We start from the raw sequence: 18,949 nt of genomic DNA, 5'->3' as shown, positions 1-18,949 counted from the left end.
GAAAAAATGAAAGTTGAAATTTGGTCGGATTTTATGTGTCCGTTCTGTTATATCGGTAAGCGCCGTTTCGAATCAGCATTGGAGCAATTTCCGCATAAGGATCAGGTAGAGGTGGTATACCGCAGCTTTGAGCTTGATCCGAATGCGTCCTATAAACCTGATGTTTCCATGGACGAGTTGTTGGCAGCCAAATATGGCATGAGTATCGAGCAGGCTAAAGCGGCCAACGCAAACGTTACTCAGCAAGCGGCGGGTGTTGGACTTACGTATCATATGGATCGGGTGATTCCGGCCAATTCATTTGATGCACACCGCCTTGTTTATTTTGCAGACCAGCATGGTAAAATGAAAGAGATGACCGAGCGGTTGTTCCGTGCGTATTTTACAGATGCCGAGAATCTTGAAGATCGGAATTTGTTGGCGGACCTGGCGGCGGAAGTTGGCCTCTCGCGGGAACTGGCTGCGGCAGCGCTTGAGAGCGACGACTTCCAATCTGAGGTGCGGACAGACGAAGCAGCGGCTGCCAACATGGGCATTCGCGGCGTTCCATTCTTCGTGCTCGGAGGCAAATATGCTGTATCCGGCGCCCAGCCTCTGGAAGTATTCACAGATGCATTGGATAAGGCCTATCGTGAAGCCAATCCGCTGGTCATGGTGAATGAGGCGGACAGCAATGACGGCATGTGTGCCGACGGATCTTGCGATCTGCCGAACAGCTCGAAATAATATCATACACAGCAAGCATGGAGCCCGAAGCATCAGCAAGTGATCTTCGGGCTCTAATTATCCGAACGTTATCATTATTTTATTACGAATACATAGGAGGCAATATGCGGCATCTTCCCTCTGAGGAACTTATCCATCGGATTCAGCATTCAGAAACGGATTATATGCAGGATCGAATGAAGGCTATAGAAGGCCGGCCCGGCAATCCCGAAGGCGTGGAGATAGAACAATTCGGTCAGGCGCTGTGCTTGTACAGCAGGACGATGCCCTGGCTTTCTTTTAACACGGTAAAAGGTATACAGTCAGAGGACTCCATTCATCTCGATGCTATTATCGATTTCTACAAATCAAGAGACCGCAAATTCCAATTCGAGATCGTGCCTGCCATGGTTAATCAGCATTTGTTAAGCTCGCTTGCCGCTCGGGGATTTTACCAATCGGCGTTTCATAATTCAATGTATATGGACCCGCAAGAATGGAAGGATATGCCGGATGCCGGAATTGTGATCAAAACGATAGACAAAGATGAATTTGAAGATTATGCTAGAATTCATTGCCTTGGAACGGGACTGCCTGATCAGGGAATTCCGTCCGTAGCTCTGAACAATCGTGTATTGCATTCACGGCCGGGCTGGAGCTTCTATATGGCATATGCGGGAGAACAGCCTGCTGCTGTGGGTGTCATGTATATGAACCATTCCAATGCGTCGCTTACTTTTGCAGCAACACTGCCGAAGTTCCGCAGACAGGGCTTGCAGCAAGAGCTTCTTCGCAGGAGAATATGGGATGCGAAACAAGCGGGATGCAGTTTGGTTGTGGGCCAGTGTGCCTTCCTGTCACAGAGTCATCGCAATATGGAGACGGTCGGCATGAAGCTTGGTTATGTCCGGACAACGTGGACAGAACGCGAAGCGTAACGACATTAAGCACGGGCAGGTGTGAGCAGCCATGGATGAGGATATGGATTTTCTGAACATCGATTACTTGCGCCAAGGCTCTGCGAAACAACAGCAGGCAGCCGAGGTAATAGATCGACTTGAGCTGTTGGATCATTTGAAATGTTACCATCCGATATGGGTCGGGACGATCCCTATCGGTATTGATATAGCTTCAAGCGATCTGGATATCATTTGTCAGGTGACGGATTTTGTTTCGTTTGAGCAAGGGATGAAGGAGCGTTATGGAGAAAACCTGCCGGGCTTAAGCTCCTCATTGCGCACGGTAGACAATCTGGAGCGAATGGTGGTACGGTTTCGGTATGGGGGCTGGGAATTTGAGGTGTTTGCGCAGCCGCTGCCTTCCACCCATCAGAACGGTTACCGGCATATGGTGGTGGAATACAGGCTTCTGAAGCGGCTGGGCGAGGCCGGAAGACAGAGCATCATCGAGCTGAAGAAGTCAGGTTACAAGACAGAGCCTGCCTTTGCGAAGCTGTTGAATATACCGGGTGATCCTTATGTGGAACTGCTGAAGATGTACGACTGGCCGGAGGATCAACTGGACGCCATAATCAAACAATTCACGGATAAGGAGAATGGGTATGATTGATAAACAGCTGCTGTTGAATGAGTATTCGGAATGGATCGACAAGGTTGGTGAATTCGCAGAACAGGGAGAGAGTTACTGGAATCGCCCGATCGCTGAGGGAAAATGGACTGTGCGTGATGTGGTGTGCCATATTATGCGCTGGGATGAATATTTTTACAATGAGGCTATCGCCAAGGTTTCCGCTGGGGAGACGCTTACCGTCAAGCATTTGGACTATGATGCTTTTAATGAGGATTCACGGTTATATGCCAAGACGTTATCGACAGAAGCTCTGGTGAATCAGTCGCTAGCTGCAAGGGAGAAGCTGATTCAGACCATCGAAGCGTTGCCGGAAGCGCTGTACGCGAAGCGGTATACGGACGGGGACGGCCATCCTTTTGAAGTGGAGCAATTCATGCGGGATTTCATCTGGCATGACAAGCACCATCTGGCTCAGTTGAACAAGGTGCTTCAGGAGGGCTAGTCGGCAATACAATAGCAGAAATGGGTGAAGTTATTGAATGGCTACTTGGACATCATGTCTTATTTTACGGAGAGCAATCTGGAATGGTTATTAGAACAGTTTAGAGCTTTAGGTCCGCTGCCAGGAATTTTGCTCACCTTCTTGAAATCTTTCATTCCTCCGCTGCCCACGATTGTAATCGTAGGTGTTAATGGGGCGGTATATGGACTGTGGGCGGGGTTTCTTTACTCTTGGATCGGGATGGTTGCGGGGTGCTTGACGACCTTCCTCATTGTGCGCAAAATATCCGGTACGCCACTGATCGAACGCTGGGCCAACAAACCTAAGGTTCAGCGTGGAATGCGCTGGATTCAGCATAATGGATTCAGTTACGTGTTCCTGCTGGGCATACTTCCGGTCGGGCCGTTCGTAGCTGTGAATGTAGCTGCCGGGCTGGCAAGAATGAACCTTATGTCCTATCTCATGGCCGTAACCTTGGGCAAAGGCATTATGATATTCTGCGTTTCGTACATCGGCGCTAACTTGTCCGACTTTATGGCTGAGCCCTCCAAGCTGATTGGCGTCCTTGCGTTTATCATTCTTTCTCTATGGGTCAGCCGGAAGCTGGATTCGTATTTTATTCGAAAACAAGCGTCACGTGATATTCAAGAAGAGTTAGAATCAAACTGAATAGCTCGGCTGCACGGATGCCATGTCGCCTATTGGCATATCATAATTTCTTGTTTTGTTTTACAATGGAAAACGCAGACTATATTAGAATCAGCATGATGAAGAAGGAGTAACGTTATGACCAAATTGGCCTCATCCATACTGGAAATGATTCGTATGATGATCATGATGATGATTGCAGTAGCAATTCTGGGCAGCATTGAACAGAGCATACTGACGTCATGGATTCCATGGAAGGAGTCCTACTTCCTGTTCTTGTTCAGCGGAAATATTTTATGGTTTCTTGTTCTCTACCGCAACCGACTGCAATTCAGCGGCTGGTATCGCTCATCCGAGACGCAGCGTGAGCTGTCAAGAAATACAACAAGGATCGTAATGACGCTGGGCTCGTTACTGATACTAACACCGGCATTGATTACGTGGTTAAGCGCATAATGAAGCGGTAACTCCGGGTATTGGTTAGAAAGTTCTGAACATACAAAGGGACGGCTGCAAAGGTATCATTCTTTGCAGCCGTCCCTTATTTGGTAGAGTTAGAGTCGTTTTCGCTTGTATAAACTCACAAAGAGGCAAGAGAGAAGCAGCAGCAAGATGGCTACTCCAGCGTATAGGGCTTCCCTGGTGCTGCCTTGCTCTTGGGAGGCTCCGTTACTCCATTCGCCCGGCCGTCCCATTCCTCGACCACCCTGCATCTGGCCGCCGAACTCTCCACCGCCAAATCCTCCGTTCCCCATCTGACCTTGAGGAACGTCCGGCAGTTCCCCTTGACCATTCTGCCCCGGCGCTTGAGGCTGGGTCTGCTGGTCGTTAGCAGGGGCTTGATTCTGTACTGGCTGATCTCCGTCAGATGGGACTTGATTCTGCGTTGGCGTCTGGGACGCAGGATCCTCTGGATTTTGCGCTGGTTCCGTATTTGCCGCGGCAGAAGATAATGAAACCTTCGGCTGATCATTGGAGCTGTTATCTTCCGCATTGCTGGGATCAGCGTCACCGTTTCTGTTAGTACCCTCACTTGAAGCGCCATTCGGTGAAGTAGCAGGAGTGCTGCCATCGGCAGCTCCAGGCGCTATCACACCGGTACCATCAGGTGCCACGTTACCAGCCCCGCCGGGCACCATCTCACCGGCACCATCAGGTGCCACGTTACCCCCGCCGGGCGCCATGCCGCCAGCGCCGTCAGGCGCCACTTTGCCAGCCCCGCCTGGCATCATGCCGCCAGCCCCGCCCGGTGCCATACCGCCGCGGCCGCCGCCACCCATACCACCGCCGCTGCCGCTTCCATCACCAGCGGACGGGATGGTTCCATCCAATTGCTGCTGAATGTTATCAGACGACGTTTGGACGTAAGACATCAGCGTCGGGAGAGATTGCTCATATTCCTCGTAAGAGTAGAACGGTCTTGGATCCTGTTTTACATGCTCGGATATTAGTTCTTGCAATTGCGCTACCCTGTTATTGAATGTGTCCTGCTGCATGTATCCCTCCAGCATTTCCGTGAGAATGGCATGATAGCGTTCCTTATATTCATCAACCTCAAGCAGCTTGGCAATCAGTGGCCGTTCTGCTAAGGCACCCTGGGTTGGCTCGTCAATCAGGATGCTGGAGCTGCCAAGTCCGCCAAAGGCCATGTTGTAATCCCACGGCAGGACGGAGAATATGCCATTGTTCTCATATAAGTAATAATTCTGTTTGTTGGAACCGAGATAACTGTCCATATTGGAGGCGACTACGTTCAAGGCAACGTACTTGAGCACATTATCCACATCAAGCACCTTCTCATAATCGGTGCCGTTATTGAGTTCATCCAGCATATCGATCAATATATCGTCATTGGATGATTTGGATTTCATGACAAGTCCCGTATAGGAATCCGGATCCTTGCCAAGCCATGTGAGATCACTTCCTACACCTGTCATCTCAGCCTTATACAATGCTCCGTATGAATTATCGAAATGACGCTGCAGATAAGAATCGCCAATCTGTTCGATAGCAAGGTAGAAGCCCCATAATTCATCGTTAACGTATACGTTTACGTATGAGAATCCGGGTGTCGGCAATCCGACGGATGCCGCCAGCTCGTAAGTAAGGAATTCGCGCATATACGAGGCGTCGCTGTAGTTGTTATTCAGATTGATTTTGCTGATTCCATTCAAGGTCTGATTGATATATTCATCAAAAGAGATTTTGAAGCTGTAGCGGTCGGAGTCGGAATTGACTACACTTCGCAGGCTTAAATTGCCTTTCGTACGAAGACCCACATGATCATACTGCATGCCGTTGTAATTCACGGAGGCTTCTTTGTATTCCTCTGCACTGGCATTGTCCAGCATATCCTGAAAATCGGCTTCGTCGATGGTGATTTTCACATCAATAACTTTATCCTTCGGAAATACCGTGGAATTGATCTGATCCTGCAAGACTTCTTCGTCTGTGCTGCTGTCAACCTCCGAGCTGGCGACCGGGGAGGTTGTCCATTGACACCCTGCGAGCAGGAGGACGATGGCCAGCACAAGGGACAGCCGCCATACTGCCGTTTTTTTGTTCATCATCTCTGACCACCGCCTGACTTAGGATACATAGTCGCCACTGTAACTGATCAGGACTGCATTGTGAACGCCGGGAAGCTGAGACAGCTTGTTAACGAATTGGCCTTCCGCATCACGGAGCCTTACTTCCAGCGTCAGTTCAATGCTTCCTGGCGTCACTGTTTTTTGCTTCAGATTATAGCGCTTCACGGCTTGATCGATTTGACCTTTAACGGCTTGCTCGCTCTGCTCGTTATCGCAATGGACAACCAGAAGATAAGGCGTATCCACCGTTGCTTTTTTAATGAAGAAGAACAGGATGAGACCGACAACAACGGACCCGATCGCTGCCAGCGTATAGAATCCGGCTCCGGTTACGATCCCGGCTACAGCAGCCCAGAACAGAAATATCAGATCGGTAGGGTCCTTGATGGGCGTACGGAAGCGGACGATAGAGAGTGCGCCGACCATACCGAGCGAGAGCACGAGATTCGAGTTGATGGCAATAATGACAACAGCGGTGATCATGGTCATCCCGATCAGTGAAACATTGAAGCTTTTGGAGTACAGCACACCGCTGAACACCCTTTTATAGAGTAAGTAAATGAATAGCCCGATAACAAAAGCGACGGCAAGTGTAATCAGAATTTTGGAGATGCTGATATCGGATACGAAGTTTTCCATTACGGAATTTTTGATAATATCCGAGAAATTGGTGGTTTCCGTATTAGTCGGTGTAGCGTTCATGAATTATTGATCCTCCCATGTGTTATATTTGAGAAATTTGCGGCACATGACATATTTGGATGCCGACTGTCGGTTGAGGCCATCGAGCTGCAGCGCGATTTTGATGTAATCTGGCATATACTCGTCATATTTGACTTCAAGGATGATCAGATTCTCATCGATCGCCCGAATGGGCAGCAGATGCTGGTTGAACAGATCAGTGGAGTGCAGGCCGGTTCGGAGCTCCTTGTCAAACGTAATGCGAACATTCCCGTTATAGCATACGTACGGTTCGCGGACATAATCGACAATGACCTTGGGACGCAGCCATTTGTGTTTCATTTCATGATACAGCTCCATCATCAGGGGTTTGTCCGGCTGATAGAGGCATTCATATTGACCTGCCATGATCTGATCGACCATCTCTCTTGTGAGCGGCTCCTTCAGCTTGGCAATGTAATCCCGGAATTTGATTTTCTTCTCAAAATGGATGGTATCGTCGGCAACGTTATAAATACGGATGCGGTATTTCACGCGATCGCGGACACCTGCCAGCTTCTCGTACAAAGCTTTGTTGTTGATATCATCAAAGTACAAGCTTCGGATGTGATATTCCCCGCTCGGACCGGCATGCTGATCGTAGGCCACCAGATTTCTTAATCGCTCCCGGATGATATGATATTGATGGATATTCACAAAAAACTTCAGCTCGTTCCGGTATTTCAATGGGGTTGTCATGGTTCCACCTCGTTTCTCTCTGTCATGGCGTAGCTTGCTTACGAAATCTATCCTAGCAAGCGTTCCTGATTTCTTTCTTAAACGCGGCTGAATGTAAACTGAATGTTTTCGCAATGTAAAAAAAGACCGCCGATATCCTGGCCAAGAAGGCGGATAAGGGGCGATCTTTTGTACCACACCTGCCAGCAACTGTGGTAGGATGAAACTACATTTGGGAAGAGAATAGGACGATGTAGTATGCTCTATTATGTGGCAGCGCTATGGAGCGCGGCAGCTGTGCTTCTGCTCAATCAGCCTCGGAGCGAGGTGAACCGCTGGGCGGCTTTTTTCCTGTTGAGTGCAGGGAGTGGAGGATTGACGGATCTGCTTGCGCCTTCCGGTTTTATACCGATCCGGTATGAACCGGTGATTCAATTGTTGAATCATACTTTAACTCCGTATGGAGTGCTGATATTTTGCATGGTATATACTCGGAGACCGCAGCAGCCCCAGAGGATGCGCTATCTCAAAATAGGCTTGCTTCTGCCTGTGTTCATCATGCTGGTTCAGGTTCTGCTTCATCCCGAACATCACATTCATTATGGATTGTTATTCGTGTGGACGTGCCCCTACTATGTGGCGGGATGTGCCTTGCTTATTCGTGCGCTGTCATATGAGATGAATCCGCAGAAACGAAAGAGCATGTGGATCACCACCATGATCATGGTGCCTACGCTGCTCGGTGTAATGCTGCTGATCAATGTCGGCAATTTAATCTCGCCCGGCTATGATTCGTTTCAATATGTATCGCTGTTTATTCTGTATTCGTTAGCCGTGGCCGTTATCTGTACTTTTGTATATGGCGTTCTGGGCGTTCGTCTGAAGTTTGAGCGCGATCCGCTGGATCGCACGATGCAGGCCGTAAGCACGGGAACATCGATGCTGAACCATACCATCAAGAATGAGATTGGCAAGATTGCGATCAGCACGGAAAATGTGAAGCTGATGCTGACGCAGGACAGCGGTGCCGTCATGGAGCAGCTGGAAGTCATCACACATTCTTCAGAACATCTGGTTGCCATGGTGGGTCGTATCCAGCAGCAAATGAAGGATTTCAGACTGGTAGAACAGCCTGCCCGTACGGATCAGCTCATTGCAGAGGTTCAGCTTCGTGAATATGAGTTGTTAAGTAGATATGGTATCGAGCTGGAGGTCCAGAACCTGCAGCGGCCTTGGCTGCTGGCAGATGCTGTTCATTTGAAGGAAGCGATCAGCAACCTGATTCGAAATAGCGTTGAGGCGATGCCGGAAGGCGGACGGATTACGATAACGGTAACAGCAGACCGCAAGGGAGCGGCTATCGCCGTCAAGGATAACGGCAGCGGCATTCCGCGAGAGCTGCAAGGACGCATATTTGAACCTTTTTATAGCACGAAGGGTCATGAGAAGCTTAACTTCGGGCTTGGCTTGTCCTATGTCTATAATGTGATGAAGAAAAGCGGGGGCTCCGTAGGACTGGAGAGCCGTGAGTCGGAGGGAACAGAGATAACGCTATATTACCCTCGCAGCAAAATCATTCGTCTGACCGGGAGGGATGAGGCTTGAATCGAATACAGATCTTTCTGGTTGAGGACGACCCGGATTGGATTAAGGCAATGACCGTCTTTCTGAATGCGCAGGAGGATATGATGGTTGTCGGTGCAGCGGATTCGCCCGAGCAAGCGATTGCGATGGCAGCCATCCTCTCCTTTGATATCGTTCTGATGGATATACAACTGACCGCGGGGCGTCTTGACGGCATCTATACCGCCGCAGAAATTCATGAGCTCAAGCCGCAAGCCAAGGTCATCATGCTGACCTCGCTTGCTGACGAGTTTGTTATTACACAATCGTATACGGCCGGGGCCGTTAATTACTTAGAGAAGACCAGGTTCAAGGAGCTTCCGGCTGCCATCCGCAGCGCAGTGCTCCACCCGGGAACGATGGAGGTGCTGCTGAAGGAATTTGCCCGTCTGAAGCGCGAAGAACAGCTGCGGGGCTTAACCCCTGCGGAGCGGGAAGTGTTTGAGCTACTGGACGAAGGATACAGCCATTCCCAGATGGAGAAGAAGCTGTTCAAAACCGAGAGCACACTTAAGAATCAGATTAATAAAATTCTGAAGAAACTTGGCGTGAAGAGCAGCAGGGAAGCCGTGGAGAAGGTTCGCCGCAAAGGAATCGTGAGGCAGAGGGACAAATAATGGCGAAGCTGGTTAGCTCAGGTGCGCTTGTATACAGAGAAGTGTGAGGGGTACTACGAAATGTAGTACCTCTCTTTTGCATGTTCTAAGAAAGTGAGGTCTGACGGTCAGCGGGAGACGACAGTAGAATGACTGTATACACCAAAGGCTGCCCGGTCCAGCAACAGCATGGATTCGAAAAGGGCGGTTGAATCCACGAACCAGGAGATGAAAGTGCATGAAGAGAAAACCGATTTATGTGGAAATCGATATGAAGACGGATATGGATAAACTGTGGTCGTTCACACAGACACCAGAACTCCACCAGCAGTGGGACTTGCGATTTTCGGAAATTCATTATTTGCCTAAAAAGGATGCAGAGACTCAGCGTTTTCTATATAAGACCCGGATTGGATTGGGTCTGGAGGTTACGGGGGCAGGTGCTACGAAAACGGTGGTGCATCCGAAGTCGGGGCACCGGGTCTCGGTGCTTCGATTCGGCTCCGATCAGCGGAATTCCCTGATAAGGGAGGGAAGCGGCTATTGGAAGTATGCAGACGGTGGACAAGGCATCTTGAAGTTCTCGACCCGATATGATTACAAGACACGGTTCGGCATGCTGGGAGTCTGGTTTGACCGCTTGCTGTTTCGGCCATTGTTCGGCGTTGCAACGGCTTGGAGCTTTGATGTTCTGCGTTTATGGGCAGAGAAGGACATTCCGCCGTCGGTTTCAATCCGGAATGCCTTGATCCACGCCTTAAGCGTGTTCATGCTGGTCATTCTATGGTGCTACGAGGGGCTGGTGCCGAAGCTGCTGTTTCCGGGAGCCGGAGAGCTTGATTTGTTGAGACAGTCCGGCTGGGCCGAGGGGGTGGAGGGCATGGTTCTGGTCTTGCTTGGCATCGCGGAGATCGGCGTTGGATTATTAACCTTGCTCTTTCACAAGAGTCGGTGGTAGTACAAGCTGGTCATGTTATTGCTCGTTATTTTAATGCTGGGAGCATTAATCACGGAGCCACAGTTGATGAAAGCTCCCTTTAATCCGTTGACTCTTAGCGGTTCAATGATAGCTTTATGCTTCACGGCTTCCCTGTCGGCTGCCGATTTGCCAAGCACATATCGCTGTGTGAGAAGACCGGCCTCCACAGATGGACCCGGCCTAAGGAGTGAACGCATATGACCTCGATCTATGAGCAAGCCCTCGGAGCACAATTTCAGAAGCTTCATCCCAAAATCCGGGAACGTTTCGGGTTTAACAGCAAGGATAACATCGCTTCGATTGGAGAAGGCGTCATGGAAGAGATCTGGCATGCTCCTTGGGCAGTGCTGCCACTATATATCGGAACGATGCGGCATATCATGTTCCCGAATCGGGGGATGGGGATTCCGTTTCGAATTGAGAACTATGCTTATCAGGATGAATGGGGGAGAGAAACGGTGACGTGGTGCCGAAGCTTCGATTTTCCAGGCATCCGCAGACGGTTTGATGCTACGATGATTTACAGTTCACAGCGCAGCCGCGTGGTGGATTATCTGGGCAATCAGCAGCATCTGGCAGTGGATCTGGCGATTAGCGCAAGCGATAACGGCGGAATCCGCATTCAATCGAGTGAGCAGAGGTTTTATGAAGGGATCCTGCGGTTTCGATTCCCCCGGTGCTTGACCGGAACGGCCGACGTGTGCGAATGGTATGAAGAACGGGACAAGTGTTACCGGATATCCGTTCAGGTAAACAATCCGATATTGGGGCCTGTCTTCCGGTATAAGGGAAGTTTTCAGGCCCGGACGATTTCGCTGAACGGGCAGCCTGTTCCGTCTCATGTTAAACCCCTCCGCACGGAGGTTAGAGAGTAGTGGGCGTGCCGGAAGGTGGATTGTTATCTTTTTGTTCGCGGAACATGCGGTAGTACAAAAAGGAAGATACAACATATAAGGTTCCGGTGATGCAGAATGTGATTGCATATCCCCAGTAGTTACCGTATGTGGTGACTAGTGTGGACTGTACCGGTCCCATGGTTGCCCACCCGAGCATAAAGGCGGTTTGCGTGACGGAATTGGCGATTCCTCTTCGATGATCCGGCACACGGTCAATCAGAATAGAGGACTGGATCGGATTAGCCGCATTCATGAGCGCTTGCCGGAACAGGAATCCAACGGATGCAATGATCAATACGTTGGTAAAGCCGGTTAACAACAGGAACGGCAAGGACAGAACCTGAAACAGCACCACGGCTCTCACCGCACCCACGCGATTCACGAGTGTCGGACCGATCAGCATGGAAACGATAGTCATGACTTGCCCAAGCGAAATAAGGATCCCGACAGCCGATAACGACACCGAGAAGCGATTGGTAAAATACAGATTCAAGTAAGGCACAACGAGTCCGGAGCCCAGTCCAATTAACAGCTGGGCAAGCGCGAACTGTCCGATGATCTTGAAATCCCCCAAACCGGAGGTGTTAACGGCAACTCCGGACTGAGCGGGTTGATGATCAGGGAGGGGTGTATCCGTTGATTGTGCATCCTCGGCATTCTTATCTGTCGTAAACAAGAGCGGGATGAACGCGGCAAAGGTTGCCAGACCGCCTATGAACAGCGCTGTTTTCAAACTGCCGACCTTGTTTATCCCAAATGCCTGCAAGGCATCCGCCAGGAATCCGCCGCCCATACTCCCGAGCACTTGAGAAGCCAGAACCAGCGAGGCGTGGATGCTGAAGATGCGCATGCGAGCGGATTTCGCTGTATTTTCCGCCAAAAAGGGGATGGCCAGCACCTGAAAGAAGGATGCAAACAGGCCTGTATATATCGCGAGCCCAAGCAAGCTGAACTCGCTCTCCAGAAACGAGCGGGCGATAAGCCCTGCCCCGCTTAACAGTGCACCAAGGACAAGAATGCGTTTCCGGCTGCCGCGGTCTCCGATCAGACCGATCGGGATGAACATTAATGCTGTGGCAAGGGACTGAATACTGACCACTGTTCCATTCATGGAGTCATTATACCCAAGGCTTTGTATGTATAAATTGTAGAGCACACTGAACATGCCGGTACCGATCTGATACAGCACGTTAGCTAGAAAAAACAGCTTAATATTGCGCGGCCAAGATCGCATTTCTTTTGCCGACTGGTGTATTAACCCCATGATGATACCCCCTAAATTTTACAGCAGCAACCTCTCTATTCTAGCAGGTTCGAATCATGGGAGGAAGATTTATTATAGAGGGATTCCCTTTCTTATGAAGGGAGGATCCCTGCTGTTCATCCCCCCGTTGGGATCGGATTTAGGAAATGGATGAATTATTTATCATTTATCTATTTACATAAAATTACAACTAAGCTATTATATACATGATTGTTATAAAAAAAGGAAAGAGGTGTTGTGTTACAGATGAAATTTAAAAAAATCGCATGCAGTATCCTGCTCGTGTTTCTGGTCAGCTCTTTTTCCACCGTTTTTGCGAGTGAAGAAACAGATTCCCCGACGTCATCTCCGGCTTCGATTTCTTTGGTTTCGGTTTCCGAATTGGCGTCAGTACCTGGGCAATGGGATTATATTGGTTCCTCTACGTTCACTTCTTCAAGCGCCATTGCTTACTCCACGGGTGGAGATTTTGCGTTTTGCCTATACTCCGGTCCAACGGCAGTGTACGAATTATGGGAGGATGATCCGGGGAACAATAATAATGATTATGTAGGAAAAGCTGAATTATCTAAAAATCAATGCGGAATTGTTCGAGGAATCGGCAGCTTTGTAGACGGGGATAACAAAAGAGCAGAATTTTACGTGAAGAAGATAGGTGCCGGTGGATCGGCAAGGATTGATTTCTGGGATTGATTTTGATAAAAGCATGGTCAGCCTGGTTTTAGTATGATCCAGCTATCATCCGTCGTATTTTGTGCAGTTTATCCTATTATAAAAGACAGGTCACATTCTGGTATTCCTATACCAGGATGTGACCTGTTTGTTTATGCTGATTGGATGAATGGTTAATTAGGTTGGCATTGACAAATCATAGACAAAATAATAATATGTCTATATAAATAACTTTGGGAAAGTGGTGTCCCTATTGGATCTCAGTGAACGTTTCTGGAATGCTTCCATAGATGAACTCAAGGAAGGCTATGTGGAGGAAGGACCGGTATGGGTATGTCTCTTGTGCGGCAAGACGTTGGAAAAAGGGATCATCTACCCGGATCATGACGTGTTATACGAAGCCAAGCGTTACATGACTGTTCATATTCAGCGCGAGCATGGGTCGGTGTTTCAATATCTGTCGGGCCTCGATAAGAAACTGACAGGACTGACGGAGCATCAGAACCGACTGCTGCAGCTGTTCTATGAAGGAATGAATGATAAAGAAGTTCAGCAGGCGCTGGGCATAGGCAGTGCATCGACCATACGAAATCATCGGTTTGCCTTGAAGGAGAAGGAACGGCAGTCCAAGGTTCTGCTGACATTAATGGAACTGCTGAAGGAGAAGGATCGTCATGCGCCTTCCATGGTGGAAATACCCAAGCAAGCCAAGATGGTGGATGAGCGTTACAACGTTACGGAAGAGGAGCGTCAATCCATTCTGGCCAAGGTGTTTCCCGAAGGGACCGAGGCTCCGCTGAAGACGTTTAAGCTCAAAGAGAAGCAGAAGTACGTTGTATTGCGGGAAATAGCTGCCCGTTTCAAACCCGGGGTCATGTACTCCGAAAATGAAATCAACGATATGATCGGACGGGACAATCCGGATTACGTGACGATCCGCCGATATCTGATTGAATACGGTTTTTTGGATCGCAGGGATGATGGAAGCCAGTATTGGTTAACGACCTAGACGGCAGTATAGAAGGAGGATGTAACGACAATGAGCCGCAGACAGGAATTAAATCAAATCTACAAGGAAATCAAGATTGAAGCAGGTGTATATCAGATTCGAAATACAAAGAACGGCAAAATATGGGTTGCCGGAACGAATAATCTGAAGACCATCAACGGCAAGCGTTTTGAGCTGCAGATGGGAACGAGTTACAACAAGCAGCTTCAGCAGGAATGGAAAGAGTATGGGGATGACGCTTTTGTCTTTGAGATTCTGGAGACGATTGAACCGAAGCAGGACCCGTTCTATGATCTGAAGGATGCGGTCAGCAAACGGGAGGCCTATTGGATCGAAAGACTGGAACCTTTTGGCGAAAAGGGATATAACGTGGTAAAAAAATAAGGCTTTTCTGTGGCAGTTTTCTGAGTGGGAAAGATATCATATGCCTTCCATTTGCATATCGTAGCAAGGGTGGGATATGATTAATTCAGCGGCTTAAATCGCTTCCTTTCCTACTTTTTACTACATGAAAGCGAGACGTGAACACTATAATGAGATCCATAGCATGGGTGACCGACAGCACGAGCACAATCGATCCTGCATTCGCCAAAGACAATCATATTTATATTGTGCCTTTGAGGTTGATTCTTGGACAGGATGCATACCGTGAAGGTATAGACATTTCGGCTGAAGCCTTTTATGAGAAGATGAAGGATGAACCGAAAGTCAGCAGCTCGCAACCTCCTATCGGAGAATTCATAGAATTATATGAAGCTCTGAAAGTAAAGTACGATGATATTATTGCAATTCACTGTTCATCCGAGCTCAGCGGAACGTTGAATTCATCGATGCAGGCGGCAGAGATTGCTGAGGTCCCCGTGATTGGCATTGATTCTCAAGCGGGAGCGTATCCGGTACGTGAAATGATTATATCCGGGATTCACTGGCATCGTCAGGGTGATACCGTGCAAGTCATAAAAGAGAAAATCCAGTCCATGGTGCAGAACATGTCCTTCTACCTCATTCCCGCAAGCCTGCATCGGCTTCATAGCAGTGGTCGGGTGTCCGGGACACAGCTGCTTCTGAGCAATCTGCTCCGCATTCATCTGCTGCTGCGTTTTGATGAGGGCAAAGTCATTGTGGAAGAGAAGATTCGGACCTTCAAGAAAGCCAAGCAGAGAATGCTGGACCTCATGAAATTGGATATCGAGAAAATTAAGAAGGTGTGTATCATGCACGCAAACAACGTTACGGAGGCTGAAGAGATCCAAAATGAAATCAGCGGGGCGCATCCTGCCCTGAAGACCGAAATCATGACCTTTATTCCTGTTGCGGGTATCCACGCAGGTGAAGGCACGATTGCGATGGCGTGGATTAAGCATCACCCCGCCTATTCATAGTTACGCTAAAGATCCTGCCTGCAGATTTCGGTCTGCAGGCTTTTGTATCCGATTCGAATCGATGGTTGATGGTTGTATATGTATTAGGGAATCATAACACCGGAAAGGAATGAGGAGCAATGAAGGTGATCATCACGCAAGCTGAGGCCATGCAAAAGAATATATGGGATGAAATTATGCTGATGTTCGGGCGAACGGATGAGGATGAAGTGTGGGAGTCGGAGCAATTTATATTAACGGAAGAGCAAGCCCGCAAGCTGGGACTGCTCCGATAGGCAGTCAACGGGCCGCAGCCGATGCGGCTCTCTTCATGAGGCTAAACGCCTGTCTGTGATTCAGGCTAAGAGGAAATCATGTTAAGATGGAAGGACTCTGCTTATCGGAGCACGAATATAGTTAGTGAGCATAAGGAAGGTGAAGATGTTGAAGCGTATCACAAAATGGATGTATTTCGGGATGCTGATGGTCATCTTGATGGTAGCTCTGGCAGGTTGTCAAGGCGGATCAGAGACGGGAGGCCCTGCGAACAACGGGCAAGGAGCTTCACCATCGGAGCAGGGACAGGAATCTCAGAACCTGCCACCGGATGAAGGGGATCCGTCATCTTCGCCAGAAGAAGACGAGGGAGGGAAGCCCCCCGCGAACGCTCCTCAGAATGCGGTAGACAAGCTGATGTCTACGATGACAGTGAAGGAGAAGATAGGCCAGCTGGTTCTTGTCGGGATCGAGGGGACCACCCCGGACGATACTTCACGTAAATTGCTGAAGGAATATCATGTGGGCGGGTTTATTTTTTTCAAGGATAACATCGAGAGCACCGAGCAGTCGGTACAGCTGTTGAATGATTTGAAAAAAGCGAATGCAGCCAATCCAGTGCCATTATGGCTCAGCATAGATGAAGAGGGCGGACGGGTTACCCGTTTCCCGGATGAATACGTGAAGCTGCCGTCGAGCGGCGAAGTGGGAAGCCGTCAAGATCTGGAATTAACCAAGAATGTGGGCGGTCTTATCGCGCGGAAGGTATCGGGACTTGGACTTAATATGGTATTTGCTCCGGTACTGGATATTGACAGCAATCCGAACAATCCGGTGATCGGCGATCGCTCTTTTGGAACAACAGCTGAGGAAGTTAGCTCGCAAGGGATAGCTTCCATGAAGGGTATTCAGGAGAAGGAAGTTGTGCCCGTTGTGAAGCATTTCCCTGGACACGGTGATACATCGGTTGATTCTCATCTCGGTTTGCCTGTCGTTGAGCATAATCTGAAACGTCTGCATGAGCTGGAGCTGGTTCCGTTTCAACAAGCGATCGATGATGGAGCTGATGTTGTGATGGTTGCCCATCTGCTGATGAAGAGCATTGATCCTGATACGCCGTCCTCTTACTCCAAGCCGGTCATAACCGATTTGCTGAGAGAAGAGATGGGGTTTGATGGCGTGGTCATAACGGACGATATGACGATGGGGGCCGTTTCCGGTAATACGGACGTAGGAGAGGCTTCCGTACAGTCCATTCTTGCGGGAAGCAACATCGTTCTGATCGGTCATGAGTATGCGCAGGAGGAAGCCGTCATCCAAGCACTGACCGAAGCGGTTGACAGCGGTGTGATATCTGAGGAACTGCTGAACGACCGGGTAAGGACAACGCTCGAATTGAAGGATAAGTATCGGTTAAGTGACGAGCCGGTCAAGGTTCCGGATGTAAAACAGCTGAATGCAGATACGAAAGCAGTAATAGATCAGATGAAGTAAACGTAGCATATGTAAAGAATAAGGAGTTACCCCTCTTAAGGGACGGAACACCCTTGGCAGCCATCATCTGCTGCAGGAAATAAACAAACCCGATCTCGTAATGAGATCGGGTGATCTGGATTAGAATATATTAGAAGTTGATATAGTGTAAGAAATATGCTAGAATGAAGGATAAATAACTATTGGCTTAATGTCATAATGATCTAATGCTAGATTAGCATGAAAATATGGGATTGTCAACAGGGGGGCATAAAATGGAGAACCGTCAGAATGCGGATTTTGCATTGGAACGTGAGGTTACGGATACAGAGAAAACGGCAAATTCTCCGGCAGAGGATTTTTCGGTTCACGACGATCTCTCACTTCCGCCAGGCATCAAGATTAGTGATCCGGTTCGCATGTACCTGAAAGAAATCGGTCGTGTTCCCCTCCTCTCAGCCGATGAAGAAGTGGAGCTGTCCAAACGAATAGAGGAGGGAGATGAAGAAGCAAAGCGCCGTCTGGCCGAAGCGAATCTTCGTCTCGTTGTAAGTATAGCAAGACGCTATGCTGGTCGGGGAATGCAGTTCCTTGATCTGATTCAAGAAGGTAATATGGGCCTGATCAAAGCCGTGGAGAAGTTTGACTATTCGAAGGGCTTTAAGTTCAGCACGTATGCCACTTGGTGGATACGTCAGGCGATTACCCGCTCCATCGCTGACCAAGCGAGAACCATCCGGATCCCTGTTCACATGGTTGAGACCATCAATAAGCTTGTTCGTGTGTCCAGGCAGCTCCTTCAGGAGCTTGGCCGTGAGCCAACACCGGAAGAAATCGGGAAAGAGATGGATATCACACCGGAAAAGGTACGCGAGATCCAGAAGGTATCACAAGAACCTGTATCGCTGGAAACGCCGGTCGGCGAGGAAAGCGACTCCAACCTGGGTGATTTCATTGAAGATCAGGATGCCTTGGCACCGGCAGATGCCGCAGCGTTTGAACTGCTGAAGGAGCAGCTGGAGGAAGTGCTGGATACCCTCACAGAACGTGAAGAGAATGTGCTTCGGCTGCGCTTTGGACTTGAGGATGGACGGACTCGCACGCTGGAGGAAGTCGGTCAGGTCTTCGGTGTTACGCGTGAACGCATTCGGCAGATCGAAGCGAAGGCGCTGCGCAAGCTTCGTCATCCAAGCCGCAGCAAACGGCTTAAGGATTTCCTTGAATAAATCCTAGGAATTGTAAAAGCTTATAATGAATCCCTTGGTTATGGTCTATAGGCTGTAATCAAGGGATTTTTTGCTATTTATTCCATGTGTCCCTTCAGATTGACACCACCCGAGCAGTTGCATCATAATGATGTAACATCCCCACATTTAGTAAGGATTATGGTGTTGAATGTGAACGAATAGGGAGTGACATGTCTACG

The 18,949-nt window shown here is 49.1% G+C and carries 21 protein-coding genes and 1 pseudogene; 17 read left to right on the top strand and 5 right to left on the bottom strand.

Annotation, left to right across the window (positions count from 1 at the left end):
* Positions 1–6: 6 nt before the first annotated feature.
* From PGL02S_RS02655 to PGL02S_RS02630, 6 genes are all read left to right on the top strand, one after another.
* Positions 7–726 (top strand): DsbA family oxidoreductase, encoded by a 720-nt coding sequence (locus PGL02S_RS02655; protein WP_036642276.1) that lies wholly within the window; start codon positions 7–9, stop codon positions 724–726.
* A 104-nt stretch (positions 727–830) separates the two neighbouring features.
* Entirely contained in the window at positions 831–1,643 is an 813-nt protein-coding gene (locus PGL02S_RS02650; protein ID WP_036642279.1) for a GNAT family N-acetyltransferase, read from the top strand.
* Between the two features lie 31 nt (positions 1,644–1,674).
* Positions 1,675–2,274 carry a DUF4269 domain-containing protein gene (locus tag PGL02S_RS02645; RefSeq protein ID WP_036642281.1) on the top strand — a complete coding sequence of 200 codons (600 nt, stop codon included), beginning with the start codon at positions 1,675–1,677 and terminating at the stop codon, positions 2,272–2,274.
* Positions 2,267–2,737 (top strand): DinB family protein, encoded by a 471-nt coding sequence (locus PGL02S_RS02640; RefSeq protein ID WP_036642283.1) that lies wholly within the window; start codon positions 2,267–2,269, stop codon positions 2,735–2,737. The genes PGL02S_RS02645 and PGL02S_RS02640 overlap by 8 nt, the downstream gene beginning before the upstream one ends.
* Positions 2,738–2,791: 54 nt before the next feature.
* Positions 2,792–3,406: a TVP38/TMEM64 family protein gene (locus PGL02S_RS02635; protein ID WP_036642483.1), complete on the top strand. Its 615-nt coding sequence runs from the start codon at positions 2,792–2,794 to the stop codon at positions 3,404–3,406.
* 117 nt (positions 3,407–3,523) lie between these two features.
* The gene (locus PGL02S_RS02630) at positions 3,524–3,841 is read left to right on the top strand and encodes a hypothetical protein (protein WP_036642286.1); all 318 of its coding nucleotides are present in this window, start codon (positions 3,524–3,526) and stop codon (positions 3,839–3,841) included.
* Positions 3,842–3,939: 98 nt separating this feature from the next.
* Here PGL02S_RS02630 and PGL02S_RS02625 read toward each other — a convergent pair whose 3' ends face one another.
* Genes PGL02S_RS02625 through PGL02S_RS02615 form a run of 3 tightly spaced genes read right to left on the bottom strand, consistent with a single transcriptional unit; the run spans position 3,940 to position 7,395 of the window.
* Complete coding sequence (locus PGL02S_RS02625; RefSeq protein WP_063456011.1) at positions 3,940–5,955, bottom strand: CotH kinase family protein; 2,016 nt, start codon at positions 5,953–5,955, stop codon at positions 3,940–3,942.
* 18 nt (positions 5,956–5,973) lie between these two features.
* Positions 5,974–6,678 (bottom strand): DUF4956 domain-containing protein, encoded by a 705-nt coding sequence (locus PGL02S_RS02620; protein ID WP_006211122.1) that lies wholly within the window; start codon positions 6,676–6,678, stop codon positions 5,974–5,976.
* Between the two features lie 3 nt (positions 6,679–6,681).
* Entirely contained in the window at positions 6,682–7,395 is a 714-nt protein-coding gene (locus tag PGL02S_RS02615) for a polyphosphate polymerase domain-containing protein (protein ID WP_036642289.1), read from the bottom strand.
* 249 nt (positions 7,396–7,644) lie between these two features.
* On the opposite strand from PGL02S_RS02615, the gene PGL02S_RS02610 reads away from it, so the two are divergent.
* The 3 genes from PGL02S_RS02610 (at position 7,645) to PGL02S_RS29025 (ending at position 10,551) form a co-directional block, all read left to right on the top strand.
* On the top strand, positions 7,645–8,979 hold the full coding sequence (locus PGL02S_RS02610) for a sensor histidine kinase (protein ID WP_244892279.1): 1,335 nt from the start codon (positions 7,645–7,647) through the stop codon (positions 8,977–8,979).
* The gene (locus tag PGL02S_RS02605; protein WP_036642293.1) at positions 8,976–9,614 is read left to right on the top strand and encodes a response regulator transcription factor; all 639 of its coding nucleotides are present in this window, start codon (positions 8,976–8,978) and stop codon (positions 9,612–9,614) included. Before PGL02S_RS02610 ends, PGL02S_RS02605 begins: the two co-directional genes overlap by 4 nt.
* 217 nt (positions 9,615–9,831) lie before the next feature.
* Positions 9,832–10,551: a DoxX-like family protein gene (locus PGL02S_RS29025; RefSeq protein WP_376165316.1), complete on the top strand. Its 720-nt coding sequence runs from the start codon at positions 9,832–9,834 to the stop codon at positions 10,549–10,551.
* On the opposite strand, the gene PGL02S_RS29085 is transcribed toward PGL02S_RS29025, so the two are convergent.
* The gene (locus PGL02S_RS29085) at positions 10,533–10,769 is read right to left on the bottom strand and encodes a hypothetical protein (protein ID WP_409347451.1); all 237 of its coding nucleotides are present in this window, start codon (positions 10,767–10,769) and stop codon (positions 10,533–10,535) included. The two genes, PGL02S_RS29025 and PGL02S_RS29085, sit on opposite strands and share 19 nt — an antisense overlap.
* On the opposite strand from PGL02S_RS29085, the gene PGL02S_RS02595 reads away from it, so the two are divergent.
* The gene (locus PGL02S_RS02595) at positions 10,770–11,447 is read left to right on the top strand and encodes a DUF4166 domain-containing protein (RefSeq protein ID WP_036642294.1); all 678 of its coding nucleotides are present in this window, start codon (positions 10,770–10,772) and stop codon (positions 11,445–11,447) included.
* Here the strand turns inward: PGL02S_RS02595 and PGL02S_RS02590 are convergent.
* Positions 11,437–12,732, bottom strand: a complete 1,296-nt coding sequence (locus tag PGL02S_RS02590) for an MFS transporter (protein ID WP_036642295.1) — start codon at positions 12,730–12,732, stop codon at positions 11,437–11,439. The two genes, PGL02S_RS02595 and PGL02S_RS02590, sit on opposite strands and share 11 nt — an antisense overlap.
* A 246-nt stretch (positions 12,733–12,978) precedes the next feature.
* Between PGL02S_RS02590 and PGL02S_RS02585 the strand changes: the two genes are divergently transcribed.
* The 7 genes and pseudogenes from PGL02S_RS02585 to rpoD form a co-directional block, all read left to right on the top strand.
* Positions 12,979–13,425, top strand: coding sequence for a hypothetical protein (locus tag PGL02S_RS02585; protein WP_006211113.1), 447 nt, complete (start codon positions 12,979–12,981; stop codon positions 13,423–13,425).
* 232 nt (positions 13,426–13,657) lie between these two features.
* On the top strand, positions 13,658–14,413 hold the full coding sequence (locus PGL02S_RS02580) for a DUF2087 domain-containing protein (RefSeq protein WP_036642298.1): 756 nt from the start codon (positions 13,658–13,660) through the stop codon (positions 14,411–14,413).
* A 30-nt stretch (positions 14,414–14,443) separates the two neighbouring features.
* Positions 14,444–14,797 carry a GIY-YIG nuclease family protein gene (locus PGL02S_RS02575; protein ID WP_036642299.1) on the top strand — a complete coding sequence of 118 codons (354 nt, stop codon included), beginning with the start codon at positions 14,444–14,446 and terminating at the stop codon, positions 14,795–14,797.
* A gap of 149 nt (positions 14,798–14,946) precedes the next feature.
* Positions 14,947–15,795 carry a DegV family protein gene (locus PGL02S_RS02570; protein ID WP_036642300.1) on the top strand — a complete coding sequence of 283 codons (849 nt, stop codon included), beginning with the start codon at positions 14,947–14,949 and terminating at the stop codon, positions 15,793–15,795.
* A gap of 125 nt (positions 15,796–15,920) precedes the next feature.
* Positions 15,921–16,070, top strand: a complete 150-nt coding sequence (locus PGL02S_RS28035; protein WP_162158346.1) for a hypothetical protein — start codon at positions 15,921–15,923, stop codon at positions 16,068–16,070.
* A gap of 145 nt (positions 16,071–16,215) precedes the next feature.
* Entirely contained in the window at positions 16,216–17,544 is a 1,329-nt protein-coding gene (gene nagZ, locus PGL02S_RS02565; protein WP_006211108.1) for a beta-N-acetylhexosaminidase, read from the top strand.
* Between the two features lie 227 nt (positions 17,545–17,771).
* Positions 17,772–18,749, top strand: a pseudogene (rpoD, locus tag PGL02S_RS02560) (RNA polymerase sigma factor RpoD); the annotation flags it as partial.
* Positions 18,750–18,949: the final 200 nt, after the last annotated feature.

This window comes from Paenibacillus glucanolyticus NBRC 15330 (genome assembly GCF_004000885.1).
GTDB classification, from domain to species: Bacteria; Bacillota; Bacilli; order Paenibacillales; family Paenibacillaceae; genus Paenibacillus_AQ; species Paenibacillus_AQ glucanolyticus.
The sequence above is the reverse complement of the archived record's forward strand: the minus strand, read 5'-3'. Positions and strand labels throughout refer to the sequence as shown.